We start from the raw sequence: 19,230 nt of genomic DNA, 5'->3' as shown, positions 1-19,230 counted from the left end.
GATTTACCGGAACCGTAAGTAGAGCGGCAAAGCGCTCAGGTCCGGCTCACTTCGCGCCATAGATGTCGAAATCGAAGTACTTCCGGTTGATCTTTGCGTAAGTCCCATTCGCCAGGATGGCAGCCAGTGCCTGATTGAATGCATCGCGCAGCGCGACGTCCTGCTTGCGAAGGCCAAGACCGTCGCCGAGACCGAAATACTTCGGATCGTCCAAAGCCGGGCCGGCAAACTTGTAGTCCTTGCCTTCAGGCTTCTTGAGAAAACCGTCGTTCGCTTCGATCGATGCCTGAAATGCCGCATCGAGCCGTCCCGCTAACAGGTCCGTGTAGACCTGATCCTGATTCTGGTACGAGACGATCTGCACGCCCGCCGGTTGCCACTCTGCTTTGGCGTAATCTTCCTGGCTCGAGCCCTGCTCGACACCGACACGTTTCCCCTTTAGCGAAGCCGCAGTCGGCAGCAGATCGGAGTCGCGCTTGACGACCAGTCGTGCCGGCGCATTGGAGATCTTGTTCGTGAACGCGATCTGCTGCATGCGCTTGGGCGTGATGGTCATCGAAGACGAGATCGCATCGAATTTTCTCGCCAACAGGCCGGGGATCATACCGTCGAAGCTGGTTTCGACCCATACGCAGCGCGCATGAAGCTCGGCACAGAGCGCGTTGGCGATATCCACGCCAAAGCCGGTCAGCTTTCCGTCTGGCGTCTTGTACTCCAGCGGCGGGTAAGTCGGATCGACCGCCAGCTTGATTTCCTTGCCGGACCAGTCGGCGGCATTGGCGGCACCGGACAGTGCCATCAAACCGAACGAGATTGCTGCAAGTGTCTTCTTCACGTGTGTTTCTCCTCAACGTCGTTGTTGAACTACTTGTGTTCCATATGAACAGGTTTTGCCAGAAAGCGTTCGGTCAGCTTGACCCAATAGGTGGCGCCCACTGCCAGACAGTCATCATTAAAATCGTAGCCGGAGTGGTGTAGTGCACAACTGCGTTCGCCGTCGCCATTGCCGATCACGAGGTAGCTGCCCGGGCATTTTTCGAGCATGAATGCAAAGTCTTCGCTGGCGGTGAAGGGTTCGAGGTCGTCGATGATGGATTGTGTGCCGAGCCAGTCCGCCGCCACCTGGCGCGCGAACTCCGTTTCCGTACGATGATTGATCAGTACCGGATGACAGCGGACGTAATCGATCTCCGCGTGCGCGCCGAAACTTGCCGCTTGTCCGTGCACGAGTTCGCAAATCCTGCGCTCGAGCAGGTCGCGCACATCCGGTGCCAGTGCCCGGACGGTCAACAGCATCTGCGCCGACGACGGGATCACATTCGACGCGACGCCCGCATGAATCGAACCGACGCTGATGATGGCCAGATCGCGCGGGCTCACATTACGTGACACGATACTCTGCAGCGCGGTCACGATCGACGCGCAGACGACAATCGGATCAATCGCCTTGTCCGGCACGGCACCGTGCCCGCCGCGACCCACCACGCGCACGGTGACGGTGTCGGCTGACGCCATGAATGCGCCGCTAAAGAAGCCCAGATGACCGGACGGATAACCAGGAACGTTGTGGAGCGCAAATACTGCATCGCACGGAAAGCGTTCGAAGAGGCCGTCTTCCATCATTTTTTTCGCACCGCCGAGGCCTTCTTCAGCGGGTTGGAAAATCAGGTTCAGCGTGCCGGAGAACGCTCGTGTTTCGGACAGGTACTTTGCTGCCGCCAGCAGCGTAGCAGTATGCCCATCGTGGCCGCATGCGTGCATGACACCTTCGTTCTTGCTGGCATGAGGCAAGCCCGTCGTTTCGTGGATGGGAAGCGCGTCCATATCGGCGCGCAATCCGAGGGACGGCCCATGTCCGTTCCGTAGTGTGCCCACCACGCCGGTTTTACCGACGGCGCGGCTGACCTGATAGCCCCACTTGTTCAGGCATTCGGCGACCAGCTCGCTGGTTGCGACCTCCTGAAAGCCAAGTTCCGGATACGCGTGAATACGGCGACGTAAGCCGATCATTTCCTCTTGAATGGCGGCGATGCCGGGCAAAACGAAGTCTTGAACCATCGATGAAGTCCTTTGAAGAGCGGACAGACCCGGTCGTCGCGCCCGGCCGTTTGGGTGTCGGGCGTCGCAACTGTCTGCACTGGTCCGAATGCTATTTAGCTAATTTTCGAGGGTGAAGCCGCAGTTTTGTTATGCTGACAACAATTAGTTGTCGGGGTGGTTTCGTGAAGATTCATCAACTGCAGGCGTTAGTCGCGAGTGCGGAAGCGGGCAGCATCAGAGCAGCCGCGCGCTCATTGGGGATTTCTCAGGCCGCAGTCACGCGCGCGCTGCGCGAACTCGAGGCCACCGAGCAACTGCCGTTGCTGATACGCGCGCCGGCAGGAATCAGCTTTACCGAATATGGCAAGGCGCTGCTCACGCACGCGAGACTGATCCTTAATCAGTTGGAGCACGCGCAGAACGACCTGGCGAGATTGCGCGGCCGGGCGGAGGGGAGGCTTAGCGTCGGTGTGACACCATGGATCACGTTGACGTTTCTGGCTGAGACGGTATTGCTGTTTCGCAAGCGCATGCCCGATATTCAGCTGGAACTGTTCGAGAGTCTGATGGCCGTCGCGCAACCGTTGTTACGCGCAGGCGACATGGACTTCGTGATCGGACAGTTGCATCCGTCTACTAGCACGCAGGAGTTCTCCTGCGAGCCGGTGTTGAACTACGAGACGGCCGTGATGGTTCGCCGGGGGCATCCGCGTCAGCACTGCCGTTCGATTCACGATCTACTGGATCAGGACTGGACACTGAATTTCGCGCCCGACGGTCAGGACGCGCTGATCGACTATCTGTTCACGCGCCATGGCGCGCAGATCGAAGCGAGCCGCATTGTGCGGGCACAGTCGCTAGGAACGCTGCAAATGCTGGTTGAGCGCGCCGACATGTGCACATGGTGCCCAACCGTCCTCCAGACGGCTCCGCTGTTTCAAGGTCAACTGGTGGCGCTGGCGCTGAAAGAGAAGTTCGATGCGCGACAACTGAGCATTGTCACGCGCCGAAACAGCACGCTCGGCGGCGCGGCCCATTGCTTTATCGAATGTCTGTTGCAGGTGATCCGCAAGCATGCGCGATCGGCAAAGAAAGAAGATCTTGCGCTGTTCGATACCTTGACCTTGCTCGTGTGAGCATCGAGCGAAGCGGCTCAGTGGACGATGTTCTTCAGGAAATAGTGTCCTCGATGGGGAGGTCGCAGGAAAGGGTTGACGATTACCTTTCTGAATTCTTCAGTTTGATGACATACGTGAGGCGAGGCGCTCGCATTTCACCCTGTTTATGCAACTCGAATTTTCCCGACACGTCCAACTTGAGTTTCCACTCCCGGCGCGTTAAATTGCGGCTCGCCGATCTATGCGGTAGCCTCGGGGGCGAAGGCCGATTATTCGATTTGTAACTCATTCGTAGGGATTCCTGATGTCGGACCAGGTCGGGCGCGAGAAGGAAGCATCGGATGAGCGGCTGGCCGGACGTGACGAAGTTTTGCTGCTGGGATGGGCGGCTGCGGGGCTGGCGGCCGTACTTGGCGCGCTGAGTTTCTTTTCGCACAGCTTGCCCGCTGATTCGCGCTGGTGCGCGGTATTGGCGAGCGCATGCCTGAACGTGCTTGCCGTCACGCTCTGGAGTCCGTTGTCCGCGCGTAGCTCAGCCGGGCGCGCGGTTGGATCCGGGTGGAAGCACGCCTTCATGTTCCTCTGGCAGATCGTCCAGCAGGATCCTGAAGCAGGGGACTTGAAGGGGGCGGTCCGCGCCATCCGCTGGCAACCGTGGGCCGTGCTCATCTGCACATGCCTTTCCGTGGCGATCGCCGTGAAGGCCTTGAAGCCGTTTCCGCCCGCCGCGCTCCTTCACGCGATGGTCTCGCCGTCGCTGGTCATAGCATGCGGTGCAACGGCGCTGGTGCTTGCCTTCCTCACACTCGTCGTCGAACGCTTCTATACACACGATGCACAGCACGCGCCTGCCGCACGGTCGGCGTCGCTGGCGGGGATGTTGCGCGTCGTGCTTCTATGTGCTCTTGCCGCGGCGGTATCGGCGGCGTGGTTCGTCTACATGCATACGACGCTCGATCTGCTGGTCCATGCCGTGGCGATATTCAGCGCGGCGATCGCGATCGAATTGATGTTGCGCGTGCTCATCCGGTGGTTTTTCCCGCCGCGCGCCGGCTCGAATGCGGCGCAGGTCCCGTCGAGCGTGCTCGCGGGGATGCTGAGTGTCGGCCGCTCACCCTTGTCGACGCTGGGCGCCGAGCTGCACGGCCGGTACGGAATCGATCTGCGGCAGAACTGGGTGTTAAGCAGCTTCGTGCGGCTGTTGCCTGCAACTGTCGCAACGATGATGGTCTGTGCCTGGCTTCTGACGTCCGTCGTCGTGCTCGGCCCGGACCAGCGCGCGGTCTACGAACGTTTCGGTGCGCCCGTCGCGGTCTGGCAGCCTGGTCTGCATGCCGGCATTCCCTGGCCTTTCGGCCGGGCGCGCATCGTCGACAACGGCGCCGTGCATCAGCTCATCGTGTCGGGCGGGGCGGACGACAGCAGCGTCGCGGCGCCCTCCGCTCCCGCCGACGGGCCGACGCCGGAACAGTTGAATCGTCTGTGGGATGTGCAGCACCCGTGGGAGACGACTCAGGTGATTGCTGGCGCGACCGGCGAACAGCAGAACTTTCAGATCGTCAACGCCGACGTGCGGCTCGATTATCGCGTGGGCCTGAGCGATGCGGCCGCGCGCGCCGCGCTATACCGGTCTGTCGATCCGGAAACCACAGTCCGGTCGATCGCCAACCGCGAGGTGGTGCACTACCTCGCATCGCATACGCTGCAATCCTTGCTGGAGACGAGCCAGACCGCCATGGCGGAGAGCGTGCAACGCGCCGTGCAGCAGCAACTCGACCGGCTGATGAGCGGCATCGACGTCGTGGCGGTCGTGATCGAGAGCGTGCACCCGCCCGCAGGTGCGGCGGCGGCCTATCACGACGTGCAGGCGGCGCAGATTCGGGCACAGGCCAGCGTCGCGCTAGCGCATGGTTTCGTGGCGCAAGCGTTGGGCAATGCGCAGCAGCAGGCGCAGGCCAAGGTCGCCGGGGCAAGCGCGGACGCGGGCAGGACGGTGGCGACGGCGCGCGTGCAGCAGATCGATTTCGAGGCCGACATGGTCGCTTACCGGCTCGGTGGACCGGCGTTTGCCTTCGAGTACTACTTGAGCCGCTTGCAACAGGGCTTGCAGAACGCGCGTATCACGGTGATCGACGATCGGCTGGTCGCCGACCGGCGCGCCACCATCGATCTGCGCGCATTGACTGCCGGCGATCTCGCCGGCGTCCGGTACGGCAACTGACGCGCACAGCAGAGGCAGGCGGGTGCGTGCATCGAACGTCGCAGAGGCTGTTTTCAGGGTGACTATATGAGTTTGCTTCATTCGCATGCCGATGGCCACGGGCACCACCATCACCACCACCACGACGGTCACGGCGATGGACAGACCGGGCGCGGCGGTCCGTTTTTTCTGCGCGTGCTGCTTGCGCTGCTGTGCGTGATCGTCGCGATCACTGTGGCGAGTTTCATTTCGGTGCGCGCGGGCGAAGCCGCGGTGATCACGCGCTTCGGGCAACCCGTGCGTGTGCTGCTCGAGCCTGGCCTCGGGTGGCGTCTGCCCGCGCCGATCGAAGCGGCCGTGCCGGTCGACCTGCGTTTGCATACCACGTCGAGCGGATTGCAGGACGTGGGCACGCGCGACGGCTTGCGGATCATCGTGCAGGCTTATGTTGCGTGGCGCGTGGCGGCGGACCCGAACGACGTACGCCGTTTCGTGCGCGCCGTGGGCAACCAGCCCGACGAAGCCGCGCAGCAGATCCGCTCCCTGCTCGGTTCCTCGTTGCAAACCACGTCTGCCGGTTTCGATCTCGCGTCGCTGGTGAACACGGATCCTTCCAAGGTCCGTATTTCCGCTTTCGAAGACGCCTTGCGTAGCCAGATCGACGCGCAACTGTATTCGGCCTATGGCGTGCACGTCGTCCAGGTCGGTCTGGAGCGATTGACGCTGCCGGCCGTGACGCTGGCGGCGACGGTTGGCCGGATGAGCGCCGAACGCGAGACCGTCGCCGCGCAGCGCACGGCCGACGGCAATCGGGAAGCGGCTCAGATTCGTTCTGATGCGGATCGCGACGCGCGGCTTGCGGTCGCCGACGCGAACGTCAAAGCGGCGGAGATCGAAGCGCAGTCGCGCAAGGATGCGGCCGCGATCTACGGCAACACCTATGCGGGCAATCCGCGTCTGTACACCATGCTGCGTTCGCTCGACACGCTCGACACGGTCGTCAGCGCCAACACGAACCTGATTCTGCGCACCGATGCGGCGCCGTTCCAGGCGCTGGTACAGGGTCCGACGGACCTGAAGCCGGAGCCGTCGTCACAGGCCGGCGCGGGCGCTGGGCCGGCGGCGAAAAAAACCAGGTCCACGCGATGAGCACGGACGCCGACTTGCCGCCGCTGGGGCCTGGCGCTCAGGCGGTCCGGCTCTCGTTCTGGTTCGTGGTCGCCGTCGCCGTGCTGGCCGCGTGTGCGTGGGCGGGGTCGAACATCCGGCGCATCCCCCCCGATAGCCGGGCGGTCGTGTTGCGCTTCGGCGCGTTCGTCCGCACTCAGGACGCGGGCTTGCTGATTGCCTGGCCGCGGCCGTTCGAGTCGACGTTGCTCGTGCCTGGCAGTGCGCGAGTCCTGGAGCAACGCATTCAGTCACTCGAACGTGATCCGCGCGCGCGCGAAGCCGACGCCAATGTGCCGCAACTACCGCCCCTCGCGGCGGAGCCGTCGGATGCCCCTGCGGTGGCCGGTGGGACGCCGGATGCGCCGCCGGGCTCGCCGGCCCCAACGGACGCCGGCGCCACTGCGCCGCCCGATGCGTTGCAGTCCGAAGCGTTGCTGCCGGATGCGCTGGCCGGTTCCGGTTACGTGCTCACGGGCGACAACGGTGTGTTGCAGTTGCGCGCGACGCTGTACTACCGCGTCGTCGATCCCTACGCCTATGTGCTGCAAAAAGACCGGCTCGACGCAGCACTCGAGCGGATCGTGTCCGCGTCGGCGGTGGATGTCGTGGCGAAACGCGATCTGGATGCGATTCTGGTCGCGCGCCCCGAACTGCTGTCCGCGGATCAGCAAGTCGCGATCAAGCGCGAGCGATTACGCGGCGATCTCGCGCAGGAGATCGAGCGGCATTTGCGCCAGCTCGACGCGCAACATGCGGGACTCGGCGTCGAAGTCGCACGCGTGGACGTCGAAGCGTCGTTCCCGGCACCCGCCGTCAGTGCGTTCAACTCGGTGCTGACCTCGTTGCAGGTCGCCGAGCGCAGCATGGCCGAGGCGCGCACCTCCGCAGAAAAAATACGCCAGGACGCGCAGCAGGATGCCGACCGGATCGTGCAGAACGCGCAGGCGAGCGCGGTGGAACGGGTGTCGTCCGCGCAGGCTAAAATCTTGACTATCCAGCAACTGGAGGTGCCGTTGCGGACCAACAGCGATCCTGGTCTCCTCGCGCGCGTGTATCGGGAGCGTGTTCAGGCGATCCTGTCGAAAGCGGCTCGCGTGACGACCGTCGACCCGCACAACACGTCAAATCTTATTCTGCCGGGGAATGCCCAATGAGCGCGAAAGCCGGGCACACCCTGCACACGCACGACGCCGCCGCGCCAGCGGACGAAGCGGATCGTACGCCTCATAGTCCGGCGATTGCCTTGTCGGCGTTGGAGCAGCGTGTGGTCACGCGACAGATCGCGCTCGCGCTGCTGGCCGGCGGCCTGCTCGTGTTGTCGACCGCATGGCATTACTTCGCTCCGGCCGATGAAACGATTGCGCAAGTGCTAGCGGGACTCGCGTCGCTCGTCGTCGCCGGGCCGGTCTTCGCGAGCGCATGGCGAAGTCTGAAGTCGCCCAGCCTGCACGGTGTAACCGATCGTCTGATCGCGCTCGCGATGCTGGCGGCGTGGGCCGTGGGGGACATGACGACGGCAGCGCTCCTGCCGATCGTCATGACGTTCGGCCATGCGCTCGAAGAGCGCAGCGTGCTCGGCTCGCAAGAGGCGATCCGGGCGCTCGGCAGGCTGACCTCGGGCAAGGTGCGGCGGGGCAACGCCGACAGGTCGATCGAAGAGGTGCCGTATGACGCGGTGCGGGCCGCGGATCAGATCGAAGTCGTAGCCGGCGCGCGAATTCCCGCCGATGGCCTCGTGCTGCACGGTCAGTCCAGCGTCGACAATGGTCCGATTACCGGCGAGTCGGTGCCGCTCGACGTCGAAGCGGGCGCCGCGGTATTCGGTGGCGCGATGAACCTGGACGGTCCGTTGCGTATCGAGGTCACGCATGCGGGCAAGCAGTCGACGCTCGGCAAGATCATCGAGTTGATGCAACGCGCGGAGCAGGCCAAGCCCCCGATCACGCAGATACTCGAACGCTACATGGGCGGTTATCTCTGCCTCGTCCTGCTGATTGCCGCGATTGTGTGGTTCGTCTCGGCGAACGCATCGGCGATGCTGGCCGTGATCGTCGCGGCGTGTCCGTGCGCGCTCGTGCTCGCCGCACCCTCCACGGCCATTGCCGGGATTGCGGTGGCCGCGCGCCACGGCATTCTGTTCAGAAGCGCGGCGTTCCTCGACAAGTTCGCGCAGATCGATTCGCTGGTGATCGACAAGACCGGCACGCTGACGTATGGCGAATTGCGCGTCGAGGACGTGCTGCTGGAGCCAGGTGTCGATGTTGCGGTGGTGCTCGAACTCGCTTCCCGGCTCGGCGGCAGCAGTGCGCATCCGGTGAGCCGGGCGCTGGTGCGGTACGTGGCCGACGTCCAGCCCGCCGGATTCGAACGCGTGCCGTTCGAACACGCACGCGAACTGAGAGGCTTGGGCATCGTCGCCGAGACGCCTGACGGGGTGGCGGTGCTCGGCCGCGCCGGTTTGCTCGCGGAGCACATACAGGTGCTCCCGGAACCGCGCCGCGCGATCGACGGACCTTGCGTCGGTCTTGCGCTGAACGGCCGGTTCCTTGCATGGTTCGGGTTCGCCGATGCGATGCGCGTGGAGGCGCAGAGCGCGCTGGCGGAATTGCGCGAACTGGGGCTGACGCGCCAGACGCTTCTGACTGGCGATCGCGAACCGGTGGCGCGCAAGCTGGCGGCGCAAACCGGCATTGGCGTCGTGGTAGCGCAGGCTTTGCCGCACGACAAGCTCGACTACGTGGTGCGCGAAATGGCGGCCGGTTATCACCCGCTGGTGGTCGGCGACGGCTTGAACGATGTCCTCGCCATCAAGGCAGGTCCCACCAGCATTGCCATGGGGGAGCGGGGCATCGACATCGCCGTGGCATCGGCGGATGTCGTGCTGCTCGGCGACGATCTCCGCCGCATCGCGACTTGCGTGAGGCTTGGGCGGCGGTGCCTGCATACGGCGACGATCAACGCCGCGATCGGGTTGGCGTGGACCGTCGCCGTTATCGTGCTTGCCGCGACGGGCATGCTCGGGGCCGTCTGGATCGCGCTCTTGCATAACCTCGGCACGTTTATCGTGATCGCCAACGCAGGGCGGCTGCTGCGGGTAGACGAAGAGACGCGCCTCGGTGAACGCCTGCCGGTCGATGGCTGAGGGCCGATGAGGGACGGGCAGTGCGTTGACCTGGTTCGAGCGCTGCCTTCGTTGCCCTAGTTCACATTGAAATGGACACGGATATCCTGCCGGCTTTCAACTGGATGCCCTGCCTGCATCGCAGGAAAGAATCGCCATTTACGGAGCGATTCGAGCAGGATCTGGTTGAGCCGCGGGTTCGGCGTCGGCTTGACGAGCTCGACATCGACCGAGCCGTCGACGTGAATCATGAAGCGGGCGGTTGCAACGGTTTGATACGCCTGCTCGCGTAAATCTTCGGGGAGTTCCGGCAGCGGTTGGGAAATGGAGTGCGCGGCCGCGTGGTCGGATGACGCGGCGGCTGACTTCTCTTCCGAAGGCGCCGCAGCAGCATGTGCGGGCGGCTCAGCGGCGGGCTTCGCTTCCGCTGATGTTTGCGCGGGCGGGGCGGGCGCTACGCTGTGCGTCGATTGCATTTCAGGCTGTGATTGTGCGGGCGGTACGGCGCGTTGCGGCAAGGCGCGAGGGCGCTTATCCGCCGGTTTCGTCGCCGCTGGCGGAGCAGGCGCAATGTGCACCGCCGGCGCGGCAGGCGGCGCGGTCGGGACAGGTGGCGGATCGAGTTCCACCATGCGCATTTCGAGCGGCTTAGCCGGTGGAGGCGCCGTGGTTGCGCCCAGCCAGTGTCCAAATGCAGAAAGAAACACAATCCACACCATCAGCGCAACCAGCAACGCTAGCGTGAGCCGAACCTTCGGAGAATCGTCCACAGCGACCGCGAAGCGCATCCGGCTATTCACGATGTACGGCGATCAGAAACCGCTCAGCGCCTGCGCGGCGCGCGGCCAGCATCGCCTGAACGACCACGCCGTGACCCGCTGCGTCGTCAGCCGCGATCACAACATTACCGTCCGGTTGCAGCAGGCGTTTTACCGTCGGTTCGATCTGATCGAGATGAACGGATTGATGATTCACAAATATCTCATTGCTCCTGTCCACCGAGATCGTGAGTGGTTCATGGGGCGCCATCGGCTGCGCGATGCCGGCCGGGAGGTTGACCTTGACGGCGTCGAGCCGCTGCATCGCAAGCGATGCGAGCATGAAGGTCGCCAACAGAAAGAACATCACATCGATCATGGGAATGATTTCGATGCGACCGCGCTTGGCCGCGCGCGAGCGCTTGAACTTCACGGCTGCGCTCCCACGGGCGTATCGGCAAGACGGATTTCGCTGAGCCGCGCGTTCGCGAACGATTCGAGTTCATCCATGAGTCGTTCAAGCCGTCGGGAAAAATAGTTGAACGCAAAGAGCGCGAACAAGGCGACCACGAGGCCGATTGCGGTTGCCACCAGCGACTGTGCCACGCCGCCGGTCACGCCACCCGGGTCGACGAGACCATCGCCGCCGAACAGCTGAAACGAATGCATCATGCCGACGATGGTGCCGAGCAGGCCCAGCAGCGGCGCTGCTGTCACGATGGTTTCCAGCACCCAGAACCCTTTGCTCATGTCGCGTTCGATTTGCGAGGCAACCGATTGCGCCTTGGCCTCGCGCAGCCACAGCGGGACAGAAGAATCGGGCGCCCATGGCGCGCTCATCCGCGCGAATGCATTCTGACTGGCGATATCGTTCAACCTGCCGGCCCAATCAAGGGCCGACCCCGGTGTGCCGATTTCGTGTGTCCCCCGCATCGCGCCTGGCAAGCGGCCAAAACGCAGAAACACATAGACCCGGTCGAGGGTGATGGCGACCGCCAGAATGGCGAGTATCGTCAGCGGATAGATGACCCATCCGCCTACGCGTACCGCCGCGAGAACACTAGCCCAATCTTGCATGACCTACCTCTTCGTAGCCTGACGGAATTAGAAATGCTTGGTGATGCCGGCGTAGACGGCGAAATGTGGGCCATATTGCGGTGCGCCGACGCCGATACCCGATCCGTCGCGCAACTCGTAGACGCGATTGAACGCGTTGATCACGACCAGGCGTGCATCGAATTTCCCGATGAGCGGCTGGTTGAAGTGCTGTATCACACCGAGATTGACTTGCGCATAGAGCGGCAGCCGATCGGTATTCGCAAAGCCGCTACGCAAACCACTTCCCACCAGCCCATCGAACGTGAAGGTCGTTCTGCCGAAATCGTAGGTTCCGCCGAATGACGCGGTGACGCGCTGGTCATGATCAAGGTAGACCCAGTGGCTGTTGATATAGGCGAGTTCCGCCTGGTCGAAATTGAACTGTGCCGAATCGATCTGCGTTCCCTGCGCGCGGCTCCACGCGAAATTCATGTACGCCGATACGTTGTCCTGCTTGTAGTTGGCCGTGAACTCGAGCCCATACACGCGTCCTTCCCGGTAGTTGAACGGCGTGAAGATGAGCGCGGAGCCGAACTGTCCTTCATCGAGCAGGTTCGTCGATTTCTTGTAGTAAGCGTCAAGCCCGACCGTCACGTTCGACCCGAGGCGTTGCGTCACACCGAGATCGAAATAATGGCTGCGTTCCGGTTGCACCGGATCGTTCTGGCTCGACGGACTCTGATTGGTCGTGCCATTGAAGCGGCTGATGGTCGAGCCCGACACCAGCTCGAACGCAGGTGGCGTGAAATAGCGCGCGTAACCGGCATGGAACGTCGTGGCCGGCGTCAGCGCATAGACGAGGCCGATGCGAGGGCTGAGTTGGCTCGCGCTGACATACTCGTCCATCTTGTCGTAGCGAAGACCATAGTTCAGCGTGAGCTTGTCCGTGATTTTCCACTCGTCCTGCACGTAGGCGCTGTACAGATAACCGGTCTTGCTGCTGGAGTCCTGAATATTAAAGGGTTGATCGGAGATCTGATTGCCGTTGCTGTCCGTCGCGAATACGTTGACGCTGTCATCGAACACCGCGTGTTCTTGCTGGAAGAAGAGGCCCGCTCGAATCGTATGCTTGTCGTTCAGCCGCCAGGTCGTGTCCACCTGTGCGCCATTGGCCGAGTTGCTGTGAAAGTCCTGTGACGCTACGCCGTTAAAGAGCAGATCGCCGACCGGATCGGGATTGAATTGCGTCCGTGTATAGCGCGTAAAGAGCGCAACCTGATAGTCCAGCGCGGCGCCATTGGTACCCTGAAGGGCCACCACGGCGAAGTTGTTCAACTCCGATTGCGTTTCGTTCAACTGGCTCGAATTGAACGTGTTGCTGCCGTTGAGCGTGAAGTTGGTGGGCAAACCAGGCGTGTTGGGAATCTCGAACTGGTTGCTCGTCGTGCCGAACATCACGCTTACGCGCGTGAGCGGGTTGATGATGTACGACATGTAGCCGAACGCATCGCCCTGACGGGTGTGATCGTGAATCGCGTTGGCACTGGCGGTGGGATTCTCGATCCCGAGATTGTTCATGCCCACCGAGCCGCTGAAGTAGTAGCTGAACGGCCCCTGATTGCCGAATACATCCGCGCTGGTCTTGATCGTCTGATGGCTGCCGCCGAATACGTCGATGGAACCACCGTCGCCTGCATCGCCCGTCTTCGTATGGATGTCCACTACCCCTGCCGTGCGGTAGCCGTACTGCGCCGGCAACGCGCCGGTGAGCAGGTTCACCTGGTCGATGATCCGGGTGTCGAGCGACTGGCCGAAACCGCTGATCGGCTCGGGAATGATGACGCCGTTGATGCGGTATTGCAGGTTCGCGTGGTCGCCGCGCGCGTGCAACTGTCCGTATGAGTCGCTTGCCACGCCGGGCGCCTGGAGCAGCACCTGGTTCAGCGGCGTGTCTTGCCCCGCGGGCAGCGCGTTGATATCCGCCTGGCTGAAACGGTACACGCTGCTGCCGGTTTCCGGCAACAGTCCGTTGCGGGCCCGATCGAGCCGCTTTGCGTTGACCTGAACGTCGAGTGTGTCGCTTTGAGCGAGTTTGACGCTCACCGCGCTTTCTGCACCCGCAGTGGTGGTCGCAATGCTGTTGCCGCTCGCGAATCCCGGTGCCGTGACGACAATCGCGTAGGTGCCCGGTGTCACGTGAGCGATCGCGAAATGGCCGTCTGCGTCCGTTTTCGTCTCGTTGACTGCGGCGCCGCTTGCGTTCTGAACGCTCACGGTGGCGTTTCGGACGGGCTTGCCCGCTGCGTCGGTGACGGCGCCGGTCACCGAGCCTTCGTCGGGCGCGGCATGGGCGTGGGCAGCGATAGCGAACAGCAGCAGGGCTGCATGAGAGACGCGCGTGCGGTTTTTCATCGTTATTTATTCAGGGTTGAACACGAGGTGGATGCGTTTCCGTCTTGTTGACGTTCTTCTGGGTGCGATAGGAATGACTGGACGTGCGTTTACCGGCCCCCAATCAAGTGGGATCCTTGTCGTCGTTCGTCGCGAGGAATGTTATATCATTACATTGAAAAACAAAAATGACAACTCGAGGGAGGGCACTGCGGGCGATTTGGGAAGGGGAGGAGGGCGTTTAACGCCTGAGCGGAGGCCCGGATTCGAGCCTCCGTCATTTTTGGCACGGGGGGCGTGATCGTGCTTGCGTGTGCTTTGCCAATGCCAACGAATGATGCGTGTCGACGCCTGCGGCTAAAAGGCTGAAGCTGTGCTGCTAGCGCGGTTCGGCGAAATCCTGGTAGGAATGCTGGCGCGCGATTTCGACGAGAGCGTGGGCCGCCGCCACTGACTCGACGGCCTACGCATCGGCCCACTCACAACTGAGCATGCTTTGCCGCGTCTTCGATCACGGCAGCGACTTCTTTCGGACGCGATTCGTAGACCGAGTGGCTCGCGCCGGCGAGTATCGTCGTGTGACTGTGCGCACGGGCGTAGTACCAGCGTTCGAGGTCGGGATTGATGATCTTGTCATCGGCCGCGACGATGCCCCAACTCGGTTTGCTGGTCCATGCGGCGACCGCCATCGGTGTCGAGAAGACCTTCGCTGCAGTGAGGATTTGCGCGTGCGATTCGAACTGGGCTTCCTTGAGCGGCAGATCGGCGGCGAAATCGCTCGGGAAATCCGCAGGATTCAGGTACGTGTAGCCGTCGCCGGTCTTCATGATGGCGCCTGCTTGCTTCGACGTGTAGCTCGGCATACCTTTGCCAAGCGTGCTTTCGTCTTCGCCGACGGCCGGCGCGTGTGCGGCCACGTACACCAGGCCGACGACGTTCGGATGCACGCCGGCCTCGGTGATGACCGAGCCGCCGTAGCTGTGTGCCACGAGGATCGTCGGGCCATTCTGCTGGTCGAGAACGCGTTTGGTTGCGGCGACGTCGTCTTCGAGCGAGCTGAGTGGCTCCTGCACGATAGTGACGTGGTAGCCATCTTTGGTCAGCCGGTCATAGACCGGTTTCCAGCCTGATCCGTCCACCCACGCGCCGTGCACGAGCACGATATTGTGGACCGGGGCATTCTGCGGCTGGGCGTCCTGTGCCATCGCACCGGTAGACGCAAAAAGACTAGCCGACAGTGACAAGGCCGAGGCGACGAGAGGCAAAACTTTCATGACACACTCCGTTATGCGTTGAGATGGGTGGAGGTATTGAGAGAAAACCGGCTAGTTCCTTAAAAAAATAGTAGGAGTACTGTGCATGTGGGGGCGAATCAGAACCCCTTTCGCCACTGTTCAGCTACCGAAGAAGGTATTGCAGAAGCTCACCGGACCCACACAGGAAGAGGGCGTCGACACACGCGTGGGCGCGCCGGACGACGAACTGCCGTACTGCGCTACGCCGCCATAGCCCCGCTGCGCCATCGGCTGATCGCCGTGCGCCGCGATCTTTGCTTCAGCAGCCTGGATGTCGGCCGGATAGTCGGCGTCGTCGCCGCGTGACGGGTTGTAACCCGCCTGTTCGACACGCACCAGATCGGCGCGGACTTCGGCGCGTGTCACCGGCGCATTCGATTGCGCGAAGCTCAGAGCGGGAGCGGCCAATGCGCTGGCGGCGAGAGCGATACAAACGAGAGTCTTGTTCATGATTGATAGTCTTCCTGTGAGTGTGATGAATCGCGGGGAAACGGTTGCCGGGAAAGGGAGAATGCTTTAGCTGCCGAAGTACGGCGTGCAGAATCCTGCAGGGCCGACACACGCCGTCATCGCCGCGCCTGCAGAATGGGTGGGCGCATTGGATGAGCGTTGGCCTGCCGCCGTCGAACCCGACGTCGCCGGACCCTCACCACTCATGCTCACCTTCATGCGCGCGGCCTGTTGCGAGAAGATCGGGTTGATCTCGGGGTACGACGTGTCGGTCACGAGGCGCGAGCCGTCGGCTTCTGCCTGAACCAGTTCCTGGCGCACTTCCGCGCGGGTCCTTTCCTGTGCCGATGCCTGGGTGACTGCGCCGGCCGATGCAAGGAGGATCATCGAAAGAGTAATAGCAAGGTTGCGTTTCATTTTGGATACCTAATTGATGGTGATTGAATCTAACGATCTATGTGATTGAAAACTGCGTCTTTACTTGTCTACCTATGTGATCCACGTGCTGCTGAAGCTGCGCAGAAGCGTTTCTGCTTTCGCTCGTGGACCGTCTGCTTGCTGCCGTCTATGTAGGGGCAAACACACCGTTTGGCTGCTTATTCCATTTTTTTCTGCAGCCCGGGGGAAGTGCGCGAACCTTACGTTTGCCTGAATGAACTGACCAACCCCGTACGCCACCGTACCGACTTCCTCCTCCCACGCGAGCACCGTCATCGCAAGCCCCCCGCATTTCTCCGTCACCGCCGATCGAAATAGTTTCGCGCGACAGGGCTTCCCTGACCGATTTGTGCGCCATCCCCATTCCGCCCGGAGCGGCCAACCGCGTGATCGAGCCGATCATGCGGAATGCCTTGTCACGCCCGGCGCAGCAGGGGCGCCGCGATTTGCGCGACACATCCATCAAGCACGCACGAAAGCGTGCAAGGAACACAAAATGTCACCGACCGATTCGATTCTGGAGGAGCCGCAAACCTTCCTTCCTCACGCCAGTGTGGCGGCGTACGCCGCGATCTCCGGCATGGACGCCTACCGCACGTTGGTCGCCGAGGCTGAACGTGACTACGCCGGATTCTGGGCCCGTCTCGCGCGCGAGACGCTCGAGTGGAAAAAGCCGTTTTCTACGGTTCTCGATGAATCGCGCGCGCCGTTCTATGAATGGTTCAACGACGGCACCCTCAACGCGTCCTACAACTGCCTCGACCGCCACGTCGAAGCCGGTAACGGTGAGCATGTCGCAGTGATCTTCGAAGCGGACGACGGCACCGTCACGCACGTCACCTACCGGCAGTTACTCGAACGGGTGAGCCGCTTTGCCAACGCCTTGCGAACCCGCGGCGTGAAGAAAGGCGACCGCGTGGTGATCTACATGCCGATGTCGATTGAAGGCATCGTGGCAATGCAGGCGTGCGCGCGCATCGGCGCGACGCATTCCGTCGTGTTCGGCGGTTTTTCGTCGAAATCGCTCAACGAGCGGATGGTCAATGTGGGCGCGATCGCGCTGGTCACCTGCGATGAACAGATGCGCGGCGGCAAAGCGCTTCCGTTGAAGAACATCGCGGACGAGGCCCTTGCGATGGGCGGTTGTGAAGCGGTGAAAAGCGTCATCGTCTATCGGCGCACGGGCGGCAAAGTCGCGTGGCGCGAAGGACGCGACCTGTGGATGCACGAACTCACGCAAGCCGCAGCAGACACGTGCGAGCCGGAATGGGTCGGCGCGGAACATCCGCTCTTTATTCTCTATACGTCCGGTTCGACGGGGGTGCCGAAGGGGGTGCAGCACAGTACGGGCGGCTTCCTGATGTGGGCCGCGCAGACCATGAAGTGGACCTTCGACGCGAAGCGCAGCGACGTATTCTGGTGTACCGCCGACATCGGCTGGATTACCGGCCACAGTTATATCGCGTACGGTCCGACGGCGATTGGCGTGACCCAGGTCGTGTTCGAAGGCGTGCCCACTTATCCGAACGCGGGCCGCTTCTGGGAGATGATCGCGAAACATCGCGTGACGGTGTTCTACACCGCACCCACCGCGATCCGTTCGCTCATCAAGCTGGCCGAATCCGATCCCGAAGTTCATCCGGACCGTTACGACCTGTCGACATTGCGTCTGCTCGGCACAGTCGGCGAGCCGATCAACCCGGCCGCGTGGACGTGGTTCTACGAACACGTCGGCCATAGCCATTGCCCTGTCATCGACACCTGGTGGCAAACGGAAACGGGTGGCCACATGATCGCGCCGATGCCCGGCGCCACGCCACTGGTGCCGGGTTCGTGCACGCTGCCGCTGCCGGGCATCATGGCCGCGATCGTCGACGAAACCGGACAGGACGTGCCGAACGGGCAGGGCGGCATTCTCGTCATCAAACGGCCATGGCCGTCGATGCTGCGCGGCGTCTGGGGCGATCCCGAGCGCTACAAGCAGAGTTACTTCCCTGAAGATCTCGGCGGCAAACTGTATCTCGCCGGCGACGGTGCGGTCCGTGATGAGGACACCGGCTACTTCACGATTACCGGCCGTATCGACGATGTGCTCAACGTATCGGGCCACCGGCTCGGCACGATGGAGATCGAGTCGGCGCTTGTCGCGAACCCGCTGGTGGCGGAAGCCGCGGTCGTCGGCCGTGCCGACGAGACGACTGGCGAAGTCGTCGTCGCGTTCGTGGTGTTGAAGGGCGAGCGGCCGACCGGCGACCAGGCGATCAGAATCGCGACCGAATTGCGCAATTGGGTCGGCAAGGAGATCGGCCCGATCGCAAAGCCCAAAGAAATCCGCTTCGGCGAGAACCTGCCGAAAACGCGCTCGGGCAAGATCATGCGCCGCTTGCTGCGCTCGCTGGCGGCTGGCGAAGAAATTACCCAGGACGTATCCACGCTGGAAAATCCGGCGATTCTCGATCAGCTCGGGTGATGGTTCGCGCAGGGCGCGAGATTGCTGGAACGTTTTTTATCTTCAGGAGCAGGCCATGGCCAGCGCACCGATCCGAACCACACTAGCGAACCCGCGCCACTGGGTCTCGCCGGCTTTGCATTGACAACGTGGCTGCTCAGCATGATCAACGCCGGCTGGTTTTCGGGCGAGTCGATGGGCCTCGTGCTCGCCTGTGCGCTCGCCTACGGTGGGACCGCGCAGGCCATTGCAGGGATGATGGAGTTGCCGCGCGGTAATACCTTCGGTGCGACGGCCTTTCTGAGTTACGCCGCGTTCTGGTGGTCGTTTGCACTGTTCGTGCTCTTTCTGCATGACAAGGTGCCACCCGCGTTCGTCGGCTGGTATCTGTTTCTTTGGGGTGTCTTCACGTTCTATATGTGGCTGGCCACTTTTCGCTCACCTCGCGCGCTGCAGTTCATTTTTCTGGCGCTCTGGATCACCTTCGGGCTGCTGGCTGGAGGAGAGTGGACGGGTTCAGGGTTGGTGCGGATGGCGGGCGGCTATATGGGGCTCGTCACTGCCGCGCTCGCGTTCTATCTGTCCGCAGCCGATGTGATCAACGAGGTGCACGGGCGGGTGGTTCTGCCGGTTGGCGATCCACGGATACTTAGCCGGCATGCTGTGGCGCTCTGATTATCCAAAGGGACGTCGGCTGCAGATTGTTTCGACACAGAGGAGTGAGTGTGACTTCTGCAGTCGATCAGTTAGGCGATGTGCAAA

General features: G+C 62.4%; 16 protein-coding genes. 7 read left to right on the top strand and 9 right to left on the bottom strand.

Translation table 11 applies throughout. The features are described 5' to 3' along the window. Window positions 1–46: 46 nt before the first annotated feature. A complete protein-coding gene (locus GNZ12_RS04975; RefSeq protein ID WP_121108168.1) occupies window positions 47–835 on the bottom strand; it encodes an ABC transporter substrate-binding protein in 789 nt (262 codons plus the stop codon). 29 nt (window positions 836–864) lie between these two features. After that, window positions 865–2,058 (bottom strand): M20 aminoacylase family protein, encoded by a 1,194-nt coding sequence (locus GNZ12_RS04970; protein WP_172309299.1) that lies wholly within the window; start codon window positions 2,056–2,058, stop codon window positions 865–867. Window positions 2,059–2,222: 164 nt separating this feature from the next. On the opposite strand from GNZ12_RS04970, the gene GNZ12_RS04965 reads away from it, so the two are divergent. From GNZ12_RS04965 to GNZ12_RS04945, 5 genes are all read left to right on the top strand, one after another. Further along, window positions 2,223–3,176, top strand: a complete 954-nt coding sequence (locus GNZ12_RS04965; RefSeq protein ID WP_328805952.1) for a LysR substrate-binding domain-containing protein — start codon at window positions 2,223–2,225, stop codon at window positions 3,174–3,176. Between the two features lie 286 nt (window positions 3,177–3,462). After that, complete coding sequence (hflK, locus tag GNZ12_RS04960) at window positions 3,463–5,379, top strand: protease modulator HflK (RefSeq protein WP_172309297.1); 1,917 nt, start codon at window positions 3,463–3,465, stop codon at window positions 5,377–5,379. A 66-nt stretch (window positions 5,380–5,445) separates the two neighbouring features. Further along, window positions 5,446–6,507: a protease modulator HflC gene (gene hflC, locus GNZ12_RS04955; RefSeq protein ID WP_172309296.1), complete on the top strand. Its 1,062-nt coding sequence runs from the start codon at window positions 5,446–5,448 to the stop codon at window positions 6,505–6,507. After that, a complete protein-coding gene (locus GNZ12_RS04950; protein ID WP_172309295.1) occupies window positions 6,504–7,682 on the top strand; it encodes an SPFH domain-containing protein in 1,179 nt (392 codons plus the stop codon). Before hflC ends, GNZ12_RS04950 begins: the two co-directional genes overlap by 4 nt. After that, window positions 7,679–9,670 (top strand): heavy metal translocating P-type ATPase, encoded by a 1,992-nt coding sequence (locus tag GNZ12_RS04945; RefSeq protein ID WP_172309294.1) that lies wholly within the window; start codon window positions 7,679–7,681, stop codon window positions 9,668–9,670. Before GNZ12_RS04950 ends, GNZ12_RS04945 begins: the two co-directional genes overlap by 4 nt. Window positions 9,671–9,726: 56 nt before the next feature. Here GNZ12_RS04945 and GNZ12_RS44970 read toward each other — a convergent pair whose 3' ends face one another. The 7 genes from GNZ12_RS44970 to GNZ12_RS04910 all read right to left on the bottom strand — a co-directional run bounded on the left by GNZ12_RS44970 (window position 9,727) and on the right by GNZ12_RS04910 (window position 15,998). Continuing rightward, window positions 9,727–10,419: an energy transducer TonB gene (locus GNZ12_RS44970; RefSeq protein ID WP_328805951.1), complete on the bottom strand. Its 693-nt coding sequence runs from the start codon at window positions 10,417–10,419 to the stop codon at window positions 9,727–9,729. 22 nt (window positions 10,420–10,441) lie between these two features. Beyond that, entirely contained in the window at window positions 10,442–10,840 is a 399-nt protein-coding gene (locus GNZ12_RS04935) for an ExbD/TolR family protein (protein WP_172309293.1), read from the bottom strand. After that, complete coding sequence (locus GNZ12_RS04930) at window positions 10,837–11,484, bottom strand: MotA/TolQ/ExbB proton channel family protein (protein ID WP_172309292.1); 648 nt, start codon at window positions 11,482–11,484, stop codon at window positions 10,837–10,839. Before GNZ12_RS04930 ends, GNZ12_RS04935 begins: the two co-directional genes overlap by 4 nt. Window positions 11,485–11,511: 27 nt before the next feature. Next, window positions 11,512–13,857, bottom strand: coding sequence for a TonB-dependent receptor (locus tag GNZ12_RS04925; protein WP_172309291.1), 2,346 nt, complete (start codon window positions 13,855–13,857; stop codon window positions 11,512–11,514). Between the two features lie 458 nt (window positions 13,858–14,315). Next, a complete protein-coding gene (locus GNZ12_RS04920) occupies window positions 14,316–15,110 on the bottom strand; it encodes an alpha/beta hydrolase (protein ID WP_172309290.1) in 795 nt (264 codons plus the stop codon). Window positions 15,111–15,230: 120 nt separating this feature from the next. Continuing rightward, window positions 15,231–15,581, bottom strand: a complete 351-nt coding sequence (locus GNZ12_RS04915; protein ID WP_172309289.1) for a DUF4148 domain-containing protein — start codon at window positions 15,579–15,581, stop codon at window positions 15,231–15,233. A gap of 66 nt (window positions 15,582–15,647) precedes the next feature. Beyond that, the gene (locus GNZ12_RS04910) at window positions 15,648–15,998 is read right to left on the bottom strand and encodes a DUF4148 domain-containing protein (protein WP_172309288.1); all 351 of its coding nucleotides are present in this window, start codon (window positions 15,996–15,998) and stop codon (window positions 15,648–15,650) included. A gap of 517 nt (window positions 15,999–16,515) precedes the next feature. Here GNZ12_RS04910 and acs point away from each other — a divergent pair. Both acs and GNZ12_RS04900 read left to right on the top strand, forming a co-directional pair. Beyond that, entirely contained in the window at window positions 16,516–18,489 is a 1,974-nt protein-coding gene (gene acs / locus GNZ12_RS04905; protein ID WP_172309287.1) for an acetate--CoA ligase, read from the top strand. Between the two features lie 99 nt (window positions 18,490–18,588). Next, window positions 18,589–19,143 (top strand): acetate uptake transporter, encoded by a 555-nt coding sequence (locus GNZ12_RS04900; protein WP_235993610.1) that lies wholly within the window; start codon window positions 18,589–18,591, stop codon window positions 19,141–19,143. The last annotated feature ends 87 nt before the right edge of the window (window positions 19,144–19,230 follow it).

This window comes from Paraburkholderia solitsugae (assembly GCF_013177695.1).
In the GTDB taxonomy this organism is placed as follows: domain Bacteria; phylum Pseudomonadota; class Gammaproteobacteria; order Burkholderiales; family Burkholderiaceae; genus Paraburkholderia; species Paraburkholderia solitsugae.
Note: the sequence above shows the minus strand (reverse complement) of the source record. Positions and strands in the feature narration are given on the sequence as shown.

Bases quoted from the DNA above. Each gene is read 5' to 3' on its own strand.
- GNZ12_RS04970 (WP_172309299.1), bottom strand. From the start codon at position 2,058: ATGGTTCAAGACTTCGTTTTGCCCGGCATCGCCGCCATTCAAGAGGAA.
- hflK (WP_172309297.1), top strand. From the start codon at position 3,463: ATGTCGGACCAGGTCGGGCGCGAGAAGGAAGCATCGGATGAGCGGCTG.
- hflC (WP_172309296.1), top strand. From the start codon at position 5,446: ATGAGTTTGCTTCATTCGCATGCCGATGGCCACGGGCACCACCATCAC.
- GNZ12_RS04950 (WP_172309295.1), top strand. From the start codon at position 6,504: ATGAGCACGGACGCCGACTTGCCGCCGCTGGGGCCTGGCGCTCAGGCG.
- GNZ12_RS04945 (WP_172309294.1), top strand. From the start codon at position 7,679: ATGAGCGCGAAAGCCGGGCACACCCTGCACACGCACGACGCCGCCGCG.
- GNZ12_RS04930 (WP_172309292.1), bottom strand. From the start codon at position 11,484: ATGCAAGATTGGGCTAGTGTTCTCGCGGCGGTACGCGTAGGCGGATGG.
- GNZ12_RS04925 (WP_172309291.1), bottom strand. From the start codon at position 13,857: ATGAAAAACCGCACGCGCGTCTCTCATGCAGCCCTGCTGCTGTTCGCT.
- GNZ12_RS04920 (WP_172309290.1), bottom strand. From the start codon at position 15,110: ATGAAAGTTTTGCCTCTCGTCGCCTCGGCCTTGTCACTGTCGGCTAGT.
- GNZ12_RS04915 (WP_172309289.1), bottom strand. From the start codon at position 15,581: ATGAACAAGACTCTCGTTTGTATCGCTCTCGCCGCCAGCGCATTGGCC.
- GNZ12_RS04910 (WP_172309288.1), bottom strand. From the start codon at position 15,998: ATGAAACGCAACCTTGCTATTACTCTTTCGATGATCCTCCTTGCATCG.
- acs (WP_172309287.1), top strand. From the start codon at position 16,516: ATGTCACCGACCGATTCGATTCTGGAGGAGCCGCAAACCTTCCTTCCT.